Source organism: Pseudomonas sp. CFBP 13711, assembly GCF_014842265.1.
GTDB lineage: Bacteria > Pseudomonadota > Gammaproteobacteria > Pseudomonadales > Pseudomonadaceae > Aquipseudomonas.
Window position 1 is genome coordinate 55,323 of the sequence record NZ_JACYVI010000001.1, and the last position, 14,731, is coordinate 70,053.

Below are 14,731 nucleotides of genomic sequence, written 5' to 3' on the forward strand. Positions count from 1 at the left end.
GGAGCCTTTGCTCTTACGAACCGCCCTTGTCACCCTTTTCATGGGTCGGGTCATAAGTGCGGGTCAGGTCGCCGCCGAGGCGGAAGTTCTTGAACGGTTGCATCTTGTGTTTCTGTTCAAGTACGTCCGGGCCGCAGTCATACAGCGAGCAGTACGGTTCCAGCCAGGCGAATTTCATGTCGGTCTTCAGGTCCGTCATGTCCTGCTTTTCGCCATCGCGGGCGGCGAATTCGCTGCCGGAGTTCTTCACGCCAGCCAGCACGCGATCACCCAGACGCTTGAGCGCACCGTTGTTTTCCTGACGCAAATCGACACCGTTGGCCTGGGCGAAACTCGCGATCATGGCCAGAGGCGGAAGTGCGTAGTTGTGGTACGCCAGCGCACGCTGTTTGCGCTTGAGCTCGTTCGGCAGGAAACCTTGCGGGTCAACCTGATTGGCGCCGATCTTGAATTCCTTCACTGCCCAGTCAAACAGGTCTTGGCGATTGGTCGCGACTGCCGTGGACATCACGGCCCAGGCGGCCCAGTAGGAGTGGTTGTTAGTCTTGTCGAGCGGCAGATTGTTCCAGTCGCTGACGACGTGGTCCGCCAGTTTGCTGAACCAGGCCTCAATCACCTGCGATTCCTGCTGGCGGGTGGCCAGAGGATGAGACTCGGAGAACTTCAGGCGCAGATAGGCGGACGACATGCTGCCCAATGCCCATTTGCGCATCGACTTGCCGGTGTGGTTGAAGTCGGTGGACTCCAGCGCATCGGCCTTGGCCCAGGTGGTCAGCATGTTCAGCGCGCAATCGAGCTGTTCCGGGCGACCGTCACGCATGTACTGCATCACCACCTTGCTGGTGGCGCGCTCCATGGTGGTGATGTCTTTGGTCGCATCACGAAAAGCCTGATCGGAGACCATATTCAGCGTCGCGCGGGCTTTGTCCGAGCCTTCGTATTTGCTGCGAAACTGCAACGGACCGGTGTAGGGCTGCGGAATGGAGTCACAGCTGAACTTGCCCTGGCCCGTCTTGAATTTCTCGACACCTTCGTAATAGCCCTGCGGCGGCACGAGTGTCGACGCAGCGCTGGCGCCGGTGGCGAACAGTGCCGAGGACATCATTGCCAGCGACAGAAGGGTAGGGAGCATCAGTTTTGGAGTGTGCATAAGAGCCTCATAACCCGGCTTGCGCGGTTTGATGCGCGACATTCGGGAACACGTTGCGTTTGCATACTTTCGCTTCGACCTGCTGTGGCGCAGCGCCCGCTTCCGGACCCTGCACTTCCAGTGCGAGCAATTGCTGGTCAGCCCAGTCTTTGTCATCGCGCAGTTCGAAGGAGAAGCGCCCGTCGGTTTCAGATGTTTCAGGTTTCTCGATCTTCAAGTCTTCGTGGCGACCGTTCATGTACCAGAGGCGCGCCTGAAGGGTTTTCACCGAGTTGTCGGCGAACTTGATGTCGATCTGATTACTGCCGTTGCGCACATCCTTGATGCCGTTTTTGCCGTTGACCAGCAACTCGTTGATCCCTGGTTTGAGGGTGGTGCTGGTGCTCATGATTGCCGGTTTGCCTTCACAGCCGTTGTCCAGCAGCGACATCATCTGGCGATAGATGGTCTCCTGATCCAGGCGGTAAAGCGGCGAGAATTCCCAGATGAGAATCTTCGGTGGGTGTTTCTGGAAGTCTTCGCTGCCCAGGTACTGCAGCATCGAACCTTCAAGGCCGCCGCCCGGGAAGGCGACGTTCAGCACATCAGCACCAATATATTCCTGCAAAAAGCCGGCAAAGTTGTAGTTCTTGCCGCTGTGACTGGTACCGACCAGCGTGATCTCCGGATTGCCGGAGTCACCAAACAGGTCGCCGTCGGCTGCTTCGCCTTTGGGTTCCGTCTCGAACTGGTCCATGTACTGGATGGCGTAACTCGTGCCGCACAATTGACCGGCCATGTTGTGAAGAGTGCCCTTCTTGCCCATGCGACCTGACAGGTGGGTCTCGAACTCACGGCGTGGAACACCGGCGAAGGCCTGCATCTTCTTCACGGAATCAGCAACGATTTTTGCTGTGCGCTGGGCGCCATACGGCGTCCAGTGCTGGTCACCGCGGAAGTAAAAATCATGGGCCTGTTGCTCGTTGGTCAACGGCGACAGGTCCGGCACGGTGTAGCCCATCTTCGCGAAACGACCGAGCATGGCCTGGTAGTTACGCAGCGCGGTGTTGTAGTCGAACTTGTCGCGCTCGGCCGGGAACAGCTTGTTGCGATCCACCAGCCCGCGGGTTGGCTGATACACGACGACCAGCTCTACACCCTTGCTCTTGAATGCGTCGTGCAGCATTTGCATGCGGCGATAGCCTTCAGGCGTGGTGTCGAATTCGGTGCGCAGATCTTCGCGGGTCCGGAACAACCAGTCGCCCTGGGCCTGAACCAGCGTGGTGAAGTTCTGCTGGTAGCGGCTGACGTAGTTTTTTTCGTCGTGCGCTTCAGGGCACAGACTGCAGCAAGGCTCGGCCGTGAAGGTCGGGGCTGTAGTGTCCGCTGCATACGCGCCATTGCTGGCGGCGAACAGTGCAGCGGTCAGGCCCGAGAGGCTGAGCAGTTTGATCAAATGTGCGTGCATAGAAATATCTTCCTCAGTCCCGGAGTTGTTTCTGGCTTTCGACCGGGTCGATCAACACGGCTTTCTGTTGGCGCACCAGCAGATCGAGGATTTCGTCCTGACGGTCGCCCAGTACACCGTTGAAGCTGATCCCGCTGGCTTTGGTCGGTGCGAGCATCGAGACTTTGTACAGCTCGACGCTCAGAGGCGAGTCGATGGACAGCGGGCCTGAACCGTTGGAGGTCAGTTCGCCGCCGACCATGATCAGCGAGACTTCGGCATCGAACGGGTCGAGCTTGATGTCGCGGTCAGTGTCCGACAGGTCTTTGATGTGGCCGTAGACGCCCATCAAACCGTTACCGATGGCCAGGTTTTCGTACAGCTTGATGTTGGTGCTGTTGCGAACCCGGATGCCGTGACGCTTGTTGGCGAACACACGATTGCCCCACAGCAGGTTGTCGGCACTCTCATACAAGGTGATGCCGTCGGTGTGGTTGCGGTAGATCTCGTTGTACGCCACCAGGTTGTTCACGCTGTTACGGTCAAGGACGATGCCGGACAGGTGGTTGTCGTAGCTCTTGTTGTTGATGATGAAGCTGTCGTTCACCTCACGGGAGACGATGATCCCGTGCTTTTTCTTGGTCCCGTACACCGTGTTCTCGGCAATGATCAGACCGTGGGAACGGTCATGGGGGTCGATGCCGTAGATGATGTTGTCGTGGTAGGTGCTGCCCTTGACCACGAAGTCGCGGGTTTCATAGCAGTAGAAGCCGTACCACATGTCCGAGAAGTCAGAATTGACGATCCAGCCGGTTGGCTCGGCGCGGTTCATCTGCGCCTTCATGTTCGGTGTGTACTGGGAAATACTGACGCCGTACGACTTGCTGTTGTTGTAACCCAGGCTCGCCACTTTGGTGTTGAACATGTAGGTCTGGGTGCCACCCCAGGACAGCAGGAACGGGCGGAATTCCTTCGGCGCCTTGAACGTCGACGGGCCGTTGGACTTCTCGCTCCAGCCGGTCAGCTTGGTGTCGGACATGAACAGCAGGTTGTCGTTGACCAGAAACGCACCGGCATCCTGAGACAGGCGCAGCTCGGTGGTTTTCTTGTCGACTTCAAAGATGCCGTTCTTGCCGACAACGATCGGCAGACGCGCCAGAAAAACGCCCGGCGAGGTTTCGCTCAGGTACTGTTTAGGCACCTTCTTCGCCAGCTCCTGCAGGGTCATGTAGCCATCTTCGATGAAGATCGCCTGGGGGATGCCGTGCTGACGGGCCACCCATTCGGCCATCTTGTTGTCACCGCCGATGAATTCTTTCAGCGAGTCTTCCTGCATCATGCGTTTGATCGCAACCTTGCCCGGCTTGCTGCGCACGATCTTCTTCTGCATGGCCTGCTGGGTGTAACCCGAGAGGTCAGGCAGTTTTGGTTTGTCCATCAACAGCGGCTCAATGGGCGGACTGCTGATGGAGTAGGTCTTGGCCTGATGCAGGCCTTTGACCAGCACATCCTTGCCATCCGCCGGATGCGCCGCAGGGGCGGGAACCGGCAGCGGGCTGTTGGCCATGGCCGCAGTGCTGGCGAGCAGCAAGGCGCTGGTCAGCACAGCGCTTTCCAGCAGGGCATAGGGCCATGCCCGGTGACGCAATCTGCTTGCTTGACTGTTCATCTCATTGCACTCCTATCGCGGCTTGCATCAGAAGCGCCAGATGACGTCGACGATGGCGCGGTGCATGTAATCGTCTACACCGCTGTGGTACGCATCGCCCGGTTTGAACACGCCTGCACGCAGACGAATCAGCGCCGACGGTTCGTCGAACGACTGGCTTACCGCAGCAGGCAGCAGGCCTTGCTTGAAGTACTTGGTGACGACGAGGTCCATTTCCTGGCCCAGGTCCTTGCGGCCGTCTTCGAGGGGCAGCGAGGCAAATGTGCTGACGCCATCGTCATCGACATTTTCCTGAGCAGGGTTGATGCCCGCGCCGCCGATGCCCGAATGACCGTCGACGCGACGGAACTTGTGGTAGATCAGCGAGGCGTCGTACTCGTCCTGCATCTGCCAGGACGCGAACAGCGAGCCCGACTCTACGTTGGCCATTTCGCCCTGGAACGCTTCACCGAAGCGATGCACGCGCGAGCGGGTACCGGTCCAGTTCGAGCGGTTGCTTTCCAGACCGTTCTGCTCGTAGTTCTTGCTGGCGCGGGAGTAGGCGCCGCCCACTTGCCACATCGGGTCCAGACGGAAACGCAGGCCCAGGTCGGTGGCCCAGCCGTTGACGTTTTCGCTGTTCTTCTCACCGGCCACGTACTGATCTTCGGCCGCGTTGTAGGTGGTGCCGATGCGGTCACGATCACCGGTCAGCCAGGTCAGGCTGCCCCAATAGTTGACGGTGTTCAGGTTGCGGTAGTTGTACGCGTCGCTGTTGGCCTGCAGACCCAGCCAGGTCAGGTCGCCACGCGAAGTCTTGTCCAGGTCGTCGATGGCTGAGCCCTGTTGTTTCAGGCTGCCGCCGTCATGACTGTGGTGCGCACGAACGCCTGCCCATTGGCCTGGCGTCCATTGGTATTCCACGTCGCCATACAGGTGCGAGCGATCCTTGTCCTGTGCCGACAGCTCGGTCAGGTCTGTGCGGTATTCGCTGAAACGCTGGGCGGCGCCCACTTCTGCCTTGAGCAGGGTGGTGTCGAAGGTCCAGTTCACCGCTTCGATGTTGGTGTCGTGCCACTGACCGTCGTCATTGCGCAGACGTTGACGACCGACTTTCAGGATCTCGCCAGGGTAAGGCGTGAAACCGCTGTAGCCGATCCAGAATTCGCGCAGGGCAGCGTAGCTGTCATCCACTTTGCGGCTGTTCGACGTGCTGCGCGAACGCTGGGCGCTCTGACCGTTTGCGTCAGTGACCTGCTGATCCAGCGGGTCGGTCTGAATGGTGTCGGTAGCGGTGACTACCTGGCCCATCGCGTAACCGCTCCAGTTGCCCCACTCGCCATAGGCCCACGGACGCAGATCCAGACCGACACCGTTGACGTCGCCACCGCTGCGGGTGCCGAGGTCACGGTCGTCTTCCATCTGGCCGGTCGCTTTGACTTCGATGCCGAAATTCTGAGTGTCGGTCAGGGCTGCCAGTGTCGGCGTGGCCCAGATCAGGGAGAAGCCCAGACCGAATCCGGCCGCCATCAGAGGGTTCAACTTAAGCTTCATAGAGGTGCGTCCCCGCCGTCTTTTTCTTCTTGCAGTGTCTGCAAGGCCAACGCGTTTTGCGCGGTTGTGCCGCGGACCTGCTGTTCTCGCTGGAGAAGGCTCTGCGCCTGGGCGCGCTTCTCAGGCGGCAATTGTTCGTTCAGTTGTTGCGCAAGATCCGTCGCTTGCGGCGTGCCCTGAGCCAGTGCGAGCTGGCCGAAGACCCATGCGTTGACCGGATCAGGCTTGATACCTTTGCCTTGCGAGAACAACTGCGCGAGGGCGAAGTCGGCACTGTTCTGGCCACCGCGTGCGGAGGTCAGCAACTGGTCGACAGCTTTCTGCGGGTCTGGATGGCCCAGATAACCCCGGCGATACAGCTGACCCAGGTAGTAATGCGCGGAGATTTGCGTCGCAGCGGCCTTGGTCAGGTGCTCTTCGGCTTTCTTCGCATCCGGCAAGACCAGCTTGCCTTCGTAATACAGCTTGCCCAGCAACAGTTCGGCGCGCGGTTGATCTGCAGCACGGCCGTTGTCCAGGTATTCCATCATCTTGTTGACGTCGCCCAGTTCGGGGAAGTCGTAGAGCAACTGCGCCAGGCTGACCCACGAAGCGGGGTAACCGGGGGCGACTTTCTCCAGCAGCGATTGCGCGGTCTTTTCGTCCGGCTTGCCGATTGTCGAATCCGCCAGCACGCGAGCGACGCTGTCGACACGCATGGCAGGCACGCTGCCCATGGCGTAGCCGCTTTGCATCTGCTCGATCAGCGCAGCCTGTTTGTCGGCTTCGCCACGCTTCTGGTAGACCGTCGCCAGCTCGGTGTAGCAAACGTCGGTGGTGCGCAGGGCTTGCTTGCAGATGCTTTCGACTTCAGCCAGATGCTGGTCGTAGGTGCCCTGTGTGCGATACAGCAGCACCTGGGCCAGACCCGCTTCCGGGTAACCGCCAGCGCGCCATTCGTTGATCTTCTGCTGCGCGTTCACGTTCGGGAACGTGTGCGGGTATTGCAGATAGAGCATCGCCAGCGGAATCAGCGTGCCGGCTTCGCCATTGGCGAAGGCCTTCTTCAGCAGACCTTCGGCTTCACGTTGCTCGGCCTCGGTGGAGTTCGGCTTGACCGCCAGCAACTTGCCCAGGCGCGATTGCGCCCGAGGCGAAGTGGCGGCTGCAGCGCGATACGTTGCCTCGGCCTGCTTGATCAGCTCCGGGTCGCGGGTACCCACCTGGATATCCGCGAGGCCGACCTGTGCATCGCTATAGCCCAGGTCCGCCAGTTGCCGATAGTTTTGCTCCGCCAGCGCGGTGTCGCCGCGTTTCAGGGCTTCGTTGGCCAGGCGCTGATCGGGCAGGCCGGCACAGCCGCCCAAACCGATAGCGATCGCCAGGCTCAACAATGTAGGGGCTGACAAGCTTCGTAGTGGGCTAGCCATGTTTAGAAACCTGCCGCCGTGGCTTTATCGATCAACCAGTTCAGCGACGGGCCACGAGTGCTCACCACTTCAACCGGGCGACCTGCCAGATTGCTGTTGATGGCTTCGTCAGGCTGGATCTGAACGCGGATGTCGGAAGACAGGTCTGCAGGGCTCAGAGCCGTGGCGCTGACGATCTTGCCGCTGTGGTCGCCGTCTTCGCCAGCGACCTGGAAGGTAACGCGAGCGCCCGGCTGTACGTCGGCGAACTGACGATAGGTGAAGCGAGCATCGACATTGGCGGCGACGTTGCGCGGGACCATCTGGAAGATCACTTGACCTTTGCTGGCGTATTGACCGTCGGCGACCAGTTGCTTGGCCACGACGCAATCGCAAGGGCTGGTCATGGTACCGGCCAATTGACGACCGAACAGTTCTTCGATCTTGGCCGGCTGCATTTCGTCCGGGTCCAGGTTGCCTTTCAACATGTCCAGCATGCTGGTGTTGAAGGTCGCCAGCGGAGCGCCTTTGGCGACGTTGCCGTTAGGGGCGACCAGACTGGTCACAGTGCCTTCACGTGGCATGGTGACATCCAGGCTCGGCACGCTGACCAGGCCCGACGTGGAGTGGCTAACGAAGTACATGCCGTAGACCGATTTGGCGACGAAGCCGAACGCAATCACACCGACGGCGAAGATGCCGATGCTGAAGGTCACGGCACGCAGACGACCGAACGCGCTCAGGCCGCTGCCGCCGTCCTTGGATTTGCGTGCCTTGGTGAAGTTATCGCGCTGCAGGGTCGCCAGCACTTCGCCCATGCTGATGAGGTCGCCCGACAGGTGCGAAGTGATCAGATGACGCAGAGTCGAGATGTCTTGCGATTCCAGATTCTGGAACTGGCAGCCGACACGGCCGGTGCTCGAATCGATGGTGCGCACCTGCAGGTCGACGTCCATGGCCAGACCGAGGTTGTCGATCAGGAACTGCAGACGACCCTTGATGACCTCACCGACGGCTGGACGCAGGTTGGCAGGAGCGACAAAGCTCAGACCGCCTGCGGAAAGGTCTTCGACACGCACCAGCGGGGCGTTCGGCTGACCATTGAGCAGTCGCAGTTTGGCCGGGATCTTGACCCGTGCGTGCTGACGCTGGGCTTCGGATTCATGTACGACATTGGCATTCACGGCTGTATTCATGGTGGTAATTCCTGATTAATCGAGTTGATCCATTGTTTCGGTCAGAGGCCCGGTCAGACCATTGTCAGCAGCACGGCAACGAAGATGCTGCCAGCCGAGAAAGTCATGGTCCGCGACGACCAGGTGTTGAACCAACCCTGGAAGCTGGCCATGTCGCGGCTCAGTTTTGTGTCCTGGCGGGTCCAGGACTGTCGGTCGAGACGGAAGAAGACGTAGATCTTCATCAGTGCGCCAACGATCTGGTTGTAATAGAGAATCATCGGATAGGCCGGCCCGATCTTGTGGCCGCTGCACGACAGCAGCAGCGTCAGGATCAGACGAGTGATGCCAATCCAGAGCAGGTACGCCAGCAGGTATTCGATACCGAACTTCAGGCTCGCCAGCATCGCCACGGTCAGGCCAAGGATCGATGTCCACATCGACACGCGCTGGTCGAACAGCACGATGCTGGTGAAGACCCCGAGACGACCAACGCCCAGACCCAATGCACGGGAGTTCTGCCGAAGGTTGTTGCCGTACCAGCGGTACATCAGCTTGCGGCTGGCCTTCAGGAAGCTTTTTTCCGGCGGGTGCTCAACGGTGTTGATCGCGGCATCCGGCACGTAGAACGTGTCGTAGCCCAGGCGCATCAGGCTGAACCAGCTGGACTTGTCGTCGCCGGTCAGGAACTTGAAGCGGCCCAGACGCCAGTGCTGCAGCGAGTCGCTTTCCACGTCGGCGATGAACGCCGGGTCCGTCACCACGGTGGCGCGGAACACCGACATACGGCCGGTCATGGTCAGCACGCGCTTGGACAGCGCCATCGAGCACATGTTGATGTGACGCTGAGCGAAACGCAGCTTGTGCCACTCGCTCATGATGTAGCCGCCGCGGACTTCACAGAACTCGTTGGTGGTCAGTCCGCCGACATTGCCGAACAGCTGGAACCACGGCACGGTTTTCTGCACCACGCCTTCAGCCAGAACGGTGTCACCGTCGATCACCGCAACCACGGCGCGGTCGTCCGGCATGTGGCGGGAGATGGCGCGGAAACCGAACGCCAGGCCGTCACGCTTGCCGGTACCGGCGATGCGCACGAAGTCGAGCTTCACGTGCTCCGGCGGGTTGTACTTGGCCCACAGTGCCTTGACCAGCAGCTCGTCGGACATTTCCACCAGGGAGCACACGATGGTGGTCGGGAAGCCGCATTTGATGGCTTCGCGAATCACCGAGCTGTACACCTGAGCGGTGGTCAGCGCATCGATACGAAAGCTGGTGACCATCAGGAACACGTGGGATGGATCGGCTGCCTTGCCCAGCTTGCGCACTTTACGGCGCAGGTGCGGGTAGACGATGTACAGGAAAATCATGCCGCGCACGAAGTGCGTTGCGCCCATCGAGTAACGCCAGATGCCGACGATACCGATCAGGAAAATAAAATCTTTGGAGTGCGAGTCAAACAGCGATGCAGGCAGCGCCATGGCTATGGCCGCCAGCAACGTCAGATAAAACAGCCAACCTGCGGCCTGGAGGAAGCCGTGCTTCAGCCTTTGCATAGTGTGTATCCCTAAGTCAGTTGCAACCTCAAGCCGCAAGCTTCAAACCTCCAGTCGCTGGCGCTGACGCCCGGGACTGGAGGGATGAAGCCTGAAACTTGCAGCTCGTGGCTTGCAGCTCGCTGTGTGTTACCAGCAGATACCTTCGATTTGACCGTTTTCGGTGGTGGTGCCTTTCATGAAGCCCACCAGGTCAATCACACGCTTGCCGGCTGGCGCGTTGTTGGCGAGTGCACGGAAGCGCTCGTCGCGGTTACCCAGGATGATCACGTCAGAGTTGTTGATGACCGCGTCGAAGTCCGAGTTCAGCAGGGACGAAACGTGCGGGATCTTGGACTCGATGTAGTCTTTGTTGGCGCCGTGAACGCGAGCGTATTCGACGTTGCTGTCGAAGATGCTCAGGTCGTAGCCTTTACCGATCAGCATTTCTGCCAGCTCGACCAGTGGGCTTTCGCGCAGGTCATCGGTACCGGCCTTGAAGCTCAGACCCAGCAGGGCGACTTTGCGAGTGTCGCTGGCGGCGACGATGTCGAAAGCGTTCTGAACCTGGGAAACGTTGCTGCGCATCAGGGAGTTGAGCAGGGGGGCTTCAACGTCCAGAGAGCTGGCGCGGTAGGTCAGGGCACGGACGTCTTTCGGCAGGCAGGAACCGCCGAACGCGAAGCCTGGGCGCATGTAGTACTGCGACAGGTTCAGAGCCTTGTCCTGGCAGACCACGTCCATCACTTCACGACCGTCGACGCCGACTGCCTTGGCGATGTTGCCGATTTCGTTGGCGAAGGTGACCTTGGTCGCGTGCCATACGTTGCAGGTGTACTTGATCATTTCGGCAACGGCGATGTCCTTGCGGATGATCGGTGCGTCGAGTTCTTCGTACAGGGACTGCAGAACGTCACCGGACGCCTTGTCGAATTCGCCGATAACGGTCATTGGAGGATGGTCGTAGTCGGCAATCGCGGTGCTTTCACGCAGGAATTCAGGGTTGACCGCGACACCGAAGTCGACGCCGGCTTTCTTGCCCGAGCAGTCTTCGAGGATCGGGATGACAACGTTTGCGACGGTGCCCGGCAGAACGGTGCTGCGCACGACGATGGTGTGACGGGTGCTCTTGTCACGCAGTACGAAGCCGATTTCGCGGCAGACCGATTCAATGAAGTCCAGCTCCAGATCGCCGTTCTTTTTGCTTGGCGTGCCGACGCAGATCATCGACAGGTCAGTGTCGCGAATGGCGGCGGAGAAGTCTGTGGTGCCGCGCAGTTTGCCGGTCTTGATGCCGGTTTCCAGCAACTCGCCCAGACCTGGCTCAACGATTGGCGACTTGCCCTTGTTGATCAGATCGATCTTGGCGGCGGAGATGTCCACGCCAACAACATCATGACCACGCGCCGAGAGGCAGCCTGCGCAGACTGCACCGACATAGCCCAAACCAAAGATGCTGATACGCATAGTAATCTCCTCGATGTTTACGCCATTAGTTGGCCGAATATAAAAACTGTCTTACAACTTTTGCGCACTCGTACGCACGGCAATGAATGTCGCGTGACAAGCACAGGCAGAATTAAGGGGTGAGTTACCTATATGAAAGGCAAACCCGAATGTTACAGATCAAAAGTGTCGAGTAGCCCATACATATTTATATAGGTTCCCGATCTGGGATGTGGCAGGCACTCCAGCGGATGGTTTGCGCGTCGTGCTCAGGCGGTCAAGGACAAGGCTTTTAGCCGTCTCCCGATGAATCAGCCCCGATTCACGACTGCGGGCACCCGAATGGTGCTAGCTCAATTCACTTCAACTAGTTTGGTGCGTGACTCCTTGTACGTACCACTTGACCGACGGGTCTAACTTCGTTGAGAAGCAACTTCCAGATCTGTCCATGTGCCATGTAAGAGATGTCCTACATGGGGGACGAGAATTGTTACGGGATGTAGGAGCGTGGGCATTCCCCATAAGTTCCGGGCCGCTCGTCCTCTTTTTGAGATTTTTCGTAACACCAGGCGGTTTTCAGCAGGATCCAACGTGGGGCCAAACAACGTTTGAGCCTTAGTTTGTAAGGCTTTGGCGGACGTGCAGACTGGAGTGCCACTCGTTCAAATCAACGTGCCGAAATCTGCAAAAAAAGTTGTTAAATTTTTGAGAAAAAAAAGAGCACTTAGTTTCTGACTGTTAGTTGGCGCCAATTAGTCGGCAGCACTACCGTTCGTCCGCGCAAACTGCAGGTTATGAACTAAGTAAGTGTGGGAATTTGCGAACGGAGTCACTGTTAATCTTTACTTTCGGTTGGATGGATAGACGCATTCGAATGATGGGACCAACCGATGCGCACTAAAAATGCAAGGCAGGTGTCCTGAGAAGTGCACCGAAGTGGGATTGAATGACGTCGCGGCGCCCGTCAACGATTGAAGACGGGCGATACTTGCTGGCGGAAGGACGGGTAGGTGCAGGTCAGGCGTCTTGCTCATCGCGCAGGAAGATGAGCTTGTCCAGTGAGGACAGCTCTTTGCTGTATCGATAGCCGTGAGCATCGAACTGCGTCAGGTCTTTGGGCTTGCTGATACGCTCGGAAATCACGAAGCGAGTCATCATGCCCCGGGCTTTCTTGGCGTAGAAACTGATGATCTTGTACTGACCGTTTTTCTGGTCGCGGAACTCGGTTTCGATCACGCGGGCATTCAGTGCCGGACGCTTGACCGCTGAAAAGTACTCGTTCGACGCCAGGTTGAGCAGCACATCGTCGCCTTGTTCTTTCAGCGCTTCGTTCAGCCACTCGCTGATGCGGTCGCCCCAGAATGCGTAAAGGTCCTTGCCCCTGGCATTGGCCAGCTTGGTGCCCATTTCCAGGCGATAGGGTTGCATCAGGTCCAGAGGACGAAGCAATCCATAGAGCCCGGACAACATACGCAGGTGCTTTTGGGCGTACGTCAGATCGGGTCCGCTCAGGGTGTCGGCGTCGAGACCGGTGTACACGTCACCCTTGAATGCAAGCAGCGCCTGTTTGGCGTTTTTTGGGGTGAACGCCGGATTCCAGCTGCCAAAGCGGGCGGCATTGAGGCCGGAGAGCTTGTCGGACAGATGCATCAGCTCACCGATCTGCGCCGGGGTCATGTCGCGCAGCTGGTTGATGAGCTCCTGAGAGTGATCCAGAAATTCCGGCTGGGTGTAGCGCTTGGTGGTGGGCGGTGTTTCAAAATCGAGGGTTTTGGCTGGGGAAATCACCATCAGCATGGGCAGGTCTCCTTTGATCGTCGGGCGATTCTAGGGGTTGCGTGCGGATCACTCCAGCTATGGTGTCGATAGGCGCGCTCCTGCAGCAGCGGTGCCGGAATCCGGCATTCTGGCCCAAGGCAAATCCGCTATAGTGCCTCGCCGGTTTTCGGCCTCTTTATCAAGGATTGGGAGCACGTCGTGTTGCGCATGCTGTTATTGATCGGAGCCTGTTTGCTGGGGCTCAACGCACAGGCGGCCACGGGCGATATTGCGATGCTGGATCGCGCAGTCTGGCCGGAGGCTCTGGAAACGCCGCAGCTGTTCGACGTGGCGTCTCGTGCGCAAATTCTCAGCTTCGCCCATCAGTTGCTGGAAAGCGAAAACCTCAGCGACGCCCAGCTGAGCGCGCGTCTGGGCCTGCGGCAGATCAACCTGCCGACGGTGAACCTGATCCGCACACGGCTATGGACGCGGCTGTTCGAGAACTGGACATTCGCCGAAAAAACCTGTGAAGCCGACGCATCATTCTGTGTGCTGGTTGACGACGTGCCGATGCTGCGTCAGCGCGCCGCCGAATACAAAGTGGCCGATGACTCCTTCTATGCCAAGTGGGCTGCGCCGGCCGATGCCTTCAACCAGCGTTATCTCAACGAACTGTTGCGCATGGCCGCCTTGTTCCCGCAGACCAGCAGCGAGATCGAGCGCTACAACTCCGACGAACTCAGCGGCGAAGAAATGCCCGACAGGACCTTCCTGCTCAATTTCGAGAGTGGTCCGACCGTTGCTGACGGGGCGACTGACTGGCTGGCCGACTTCATGCGCCAACAGAAGATCACCGCCACGTTCTTTGTGCTGGGCAAGGCCCTGCAAAGTCGTCTGGACAGCACCTCGCCCCAGGCGCTGCAAACGCTCTACCGCCAGCAATGCGTCGGCCTGCAGGGCTGGGAGTTCAGATCCCACGCCCACTGGCGCGACTGGCAAGACTCCATCGAGCGCACCGCCGCGCTGGTTCAGCAGCTGCTGCCGGACAATTTCGTGCCGCTGTTCCGCCCGCCTTACGGCCATCGTCGTGCCGACAGCGCGCCATTCTTCCGCGACCAGCAGCTGCGAGTCTCTCTGTGGAACATTGATTCCCAGGACAGCACCGGACGCATCAGCGCCGAGCAGGCTGCCAACCGGGTGCTCACGCTGATGCTGCTCTGGCGGCGCGGCAATGTTGTGTTTCATGACAGCACGGACAAGCCGCAGCAGGCGGTGCCATGGCTGATGGCCAATACCGCGCAAAGCGGCGTGATGTGGGAAGACTGCCATATCTATCCGCAGCAGCTGGCGGACGAAGAAGATGCGCCGGATGAGGACGATGACACGCCCGACGATGACGCCGCAGACGAACCAGCCGAGCAGCCGGGCGCAGCGGTTGAGCAGACGGTGCCGCCAGTGAAAGAAGGGGAACAATGAAAGGGTAGGTGGGAAATTTCTGAGGATTTGTCCCGGACCGGACTTCCGACTTTAAACGCGGCTGACCCATCCGCCAAGGGCTAATTGTCCCCCCGAGAAATAAACTTCAAAAAGCGCCGAAACGCGTTTTTATGTCATCGGTTTTGCGGTATTACGACAACAGACCGCCGAA

9 protein-coding genes and 1 pseudogene are annotated in these 14,731 nt (G+C 59.0%); 1 reads left to right on the forward strand and 9 read right to left on the reverse strand.

What is annotated here, in order from left to right; all coding sequences use genetic code 11:
- Nucleotides 1-13: 13 nt before the first annotated feature.
- The 9 genes from IFT47_RS00275 to yaaA form a co-directional block, all read right to left on the reverse strand.
- On the reverse strand, nucleotides 14-1,150 hold the full coding sequence (locus IFT47_RS00275; RefSeq protein WP_192171838.1) for a mannuronate-specific alginate lyase: 1,137 nt from the start codon (nucleotides 1,148-1,150) through the stop codon (nucleotides 14-16).
- 7 nt (nucleotides 1,151-1,157) lie between these two features.
- A complete protein-coding gene (locus IFT47_RS00280) occupies nucleotides 1,158-2,597 on the reverse strand; it encodes an alginate O-acetyltransferase (RefSeq protein ID WP_192171837.1) in 1,440 nt (479 codons plus the stop codon).
- A 13-nt stretch (nucleotides 2,598-2,610) separates the two neighbouring features.
- Nucleotides 2,611-4,245 (reverse strand): mannuronan 5-epimerase AlgG, encoded by a 1,635-nt coding sequence (gene algG, locus IFT47_RS00285; protein WP_192171836.1) that lies wholly within the window; start codon nucleotides 4,243-4,245, stop codon nucleotides 2,611-2,613.
- 27 nt (nucleotides 4,246-4,272) lie between these two features.
- A complete protein-coding gene (locus IFT47_RS00290) occupies nucleotides 4,273-5,778 on the reverse strand; it encodes an alginate export family protein (RefSeq protein WP_192171835.1) in 1,506 nt (501 codons plus the stop codon).
- Nucleotides 5,775-7,187, reverse strand: coding sequence for an alginate biosynthesis TPR repeat lipoprotein AlgK (algK, locus tag IFT47_RS00295; protein ID WP_133772048.1), 1,413 nt, complete (start codon nucleotides 7,185-7,187; stop codon nucleotides 5,775-5,777). Before algK ends, IFT47_RS00290 begins: the two co-directional genes overlap by 4 nt.
- Before the next feature lie 2 nt (nucleotides 7,188-7,189).
- Complete coding sequence (locus IFT47_RS00300; protein WP_192171834.1) at nucleotides 7,190-8,362, reverse strand: PilZ domain-containing protein; 1,173 nt, start codon at nucleotides 8,360-8,362, stop codon at nucleotides 7,190-7,192.
- A 53-nt stretch (nucleotides 8,363-8,415) separates the two neighbouring features.
- Nucleotides 8,416-9,897 carry a mannuronan synthase gene (gene alg8 / locus IFT47_RS00305; RefSeq protein WP_192171833.1) on the reverse strand — a complete coding sequence of 494 codons (1,482 nt, stop codon included), beginning with the start codon at nucleotides 9,895-9,897 and terminating at the stop codon, nucleotides 8,416-8,418.
- Nucleotides 9,898-10,026: 129 nt separating this feature from the next.
- Nucleotides 10,027-11,343 carry a nucleotide sugar dehydrogenase gene (locus tag IFT47_RS00310; protein ID WP_192171832.1) on the reverse strand — a complete coding sequence of 439 codons (1,317 nt, stop codon included), beginning with the start codon at nucleotides 11,341-11,343 and terminating at the stop codon, nucleotides 10,027-10,029.
- 996 nt (nucleotides 11,344-12,339) lie between these two features.
- Nucleotides 12,340-13,119 carry a peroxide stress protein YaaA gene (yaaA, locus tag IFT47_RS00315; protein WP_192171831.1) on the reverse strand — a complete coding sequence of 260 codons (780 nt, stop codon included), beginning with the start codon at nucleotides 13,117-13,119 and terminating at the stop codon, nucleotides 12,340-12,342.
- A 183-nt stretch (nucleotides 13,120-13,302) separates the two neighbouring features.
- Here yaaA and IFT47_RS00320 point away from each other — a divergent pair.
- A pseudogene (locus tag IFT47_RS00320) lies at nucleotides 13,303-14,493 on the forward strand (polysaccharide deacetylase family protein); the annotation flags it as partial.
- Nucleotides 14,494-14,731: the final 238 nt, after the last annotated feature.

Bases quoted from the DNA above. Each gene is read 5' to 3' on its own strand.
- IFT47_RS00275 (WP_192171838.1), bottom strand. From the start codon at position 1,150: ATGCACACTCCAAAACTGATGCTCCCTACCCTTCTGTCGCTGGCAATG.
- IFT47_RS00280 (WP_192171837.1), bottom strand. From the start codon at position 2,597: ATGCACGCACATTTGATCAAACTGCTCAGCCTCTCGGGCCTGACCGCT.
- algG (WP_192171836.1), bottom strand. From the start codon at position 4,245: ATGAACAGTCAAGCAAGCAGATTGCGTCACCGGGCATGGCCCTATGCC.
- IFT47_RS00290 (WP_192171835.1), bottom strand. From the start codon at position 5,778: ATGAAGCTTAAGTTGAACCCTCTGATGGCGGCCGGATTCGGTCTGGGC.
- algK (WP_133772048.1), bottom strand. From the start codon at position 7,187: ATGGCTAGCCCACTACGAAGCTTGTCAGCCCCTACATTGTTGAGCCTG.
- IFT47_RS00300 (WP_192171834.1), bottom strand. From the start codon at position 8,362: ATGAATACAGCCGTGAATGCCAATGTCGTACATGAATCCGAAGCCCAG.
- alg8 (WP_192171833.1), bottom strand. From the start codon at position 9,897: ATGCAAAGGCTGAAGCACGGCTTCCTCCAGGCCGCAGGTTGGCTGTTT.
- IFT47_RS00310 (WP_192171832.1), bottom strand. From the start codon at position 11,343: ATGCGTATCAGCATCTTTGGTTTGGGCTATGTCGGTGCAGTCTGCGCA.
- yaaA (WP_192171831.1), bottom strand. From the start codon at position 13,119: ATGCTGATGGTGATTTCCCCAGCCAAAACCCTCGATTTTGAAACACCG.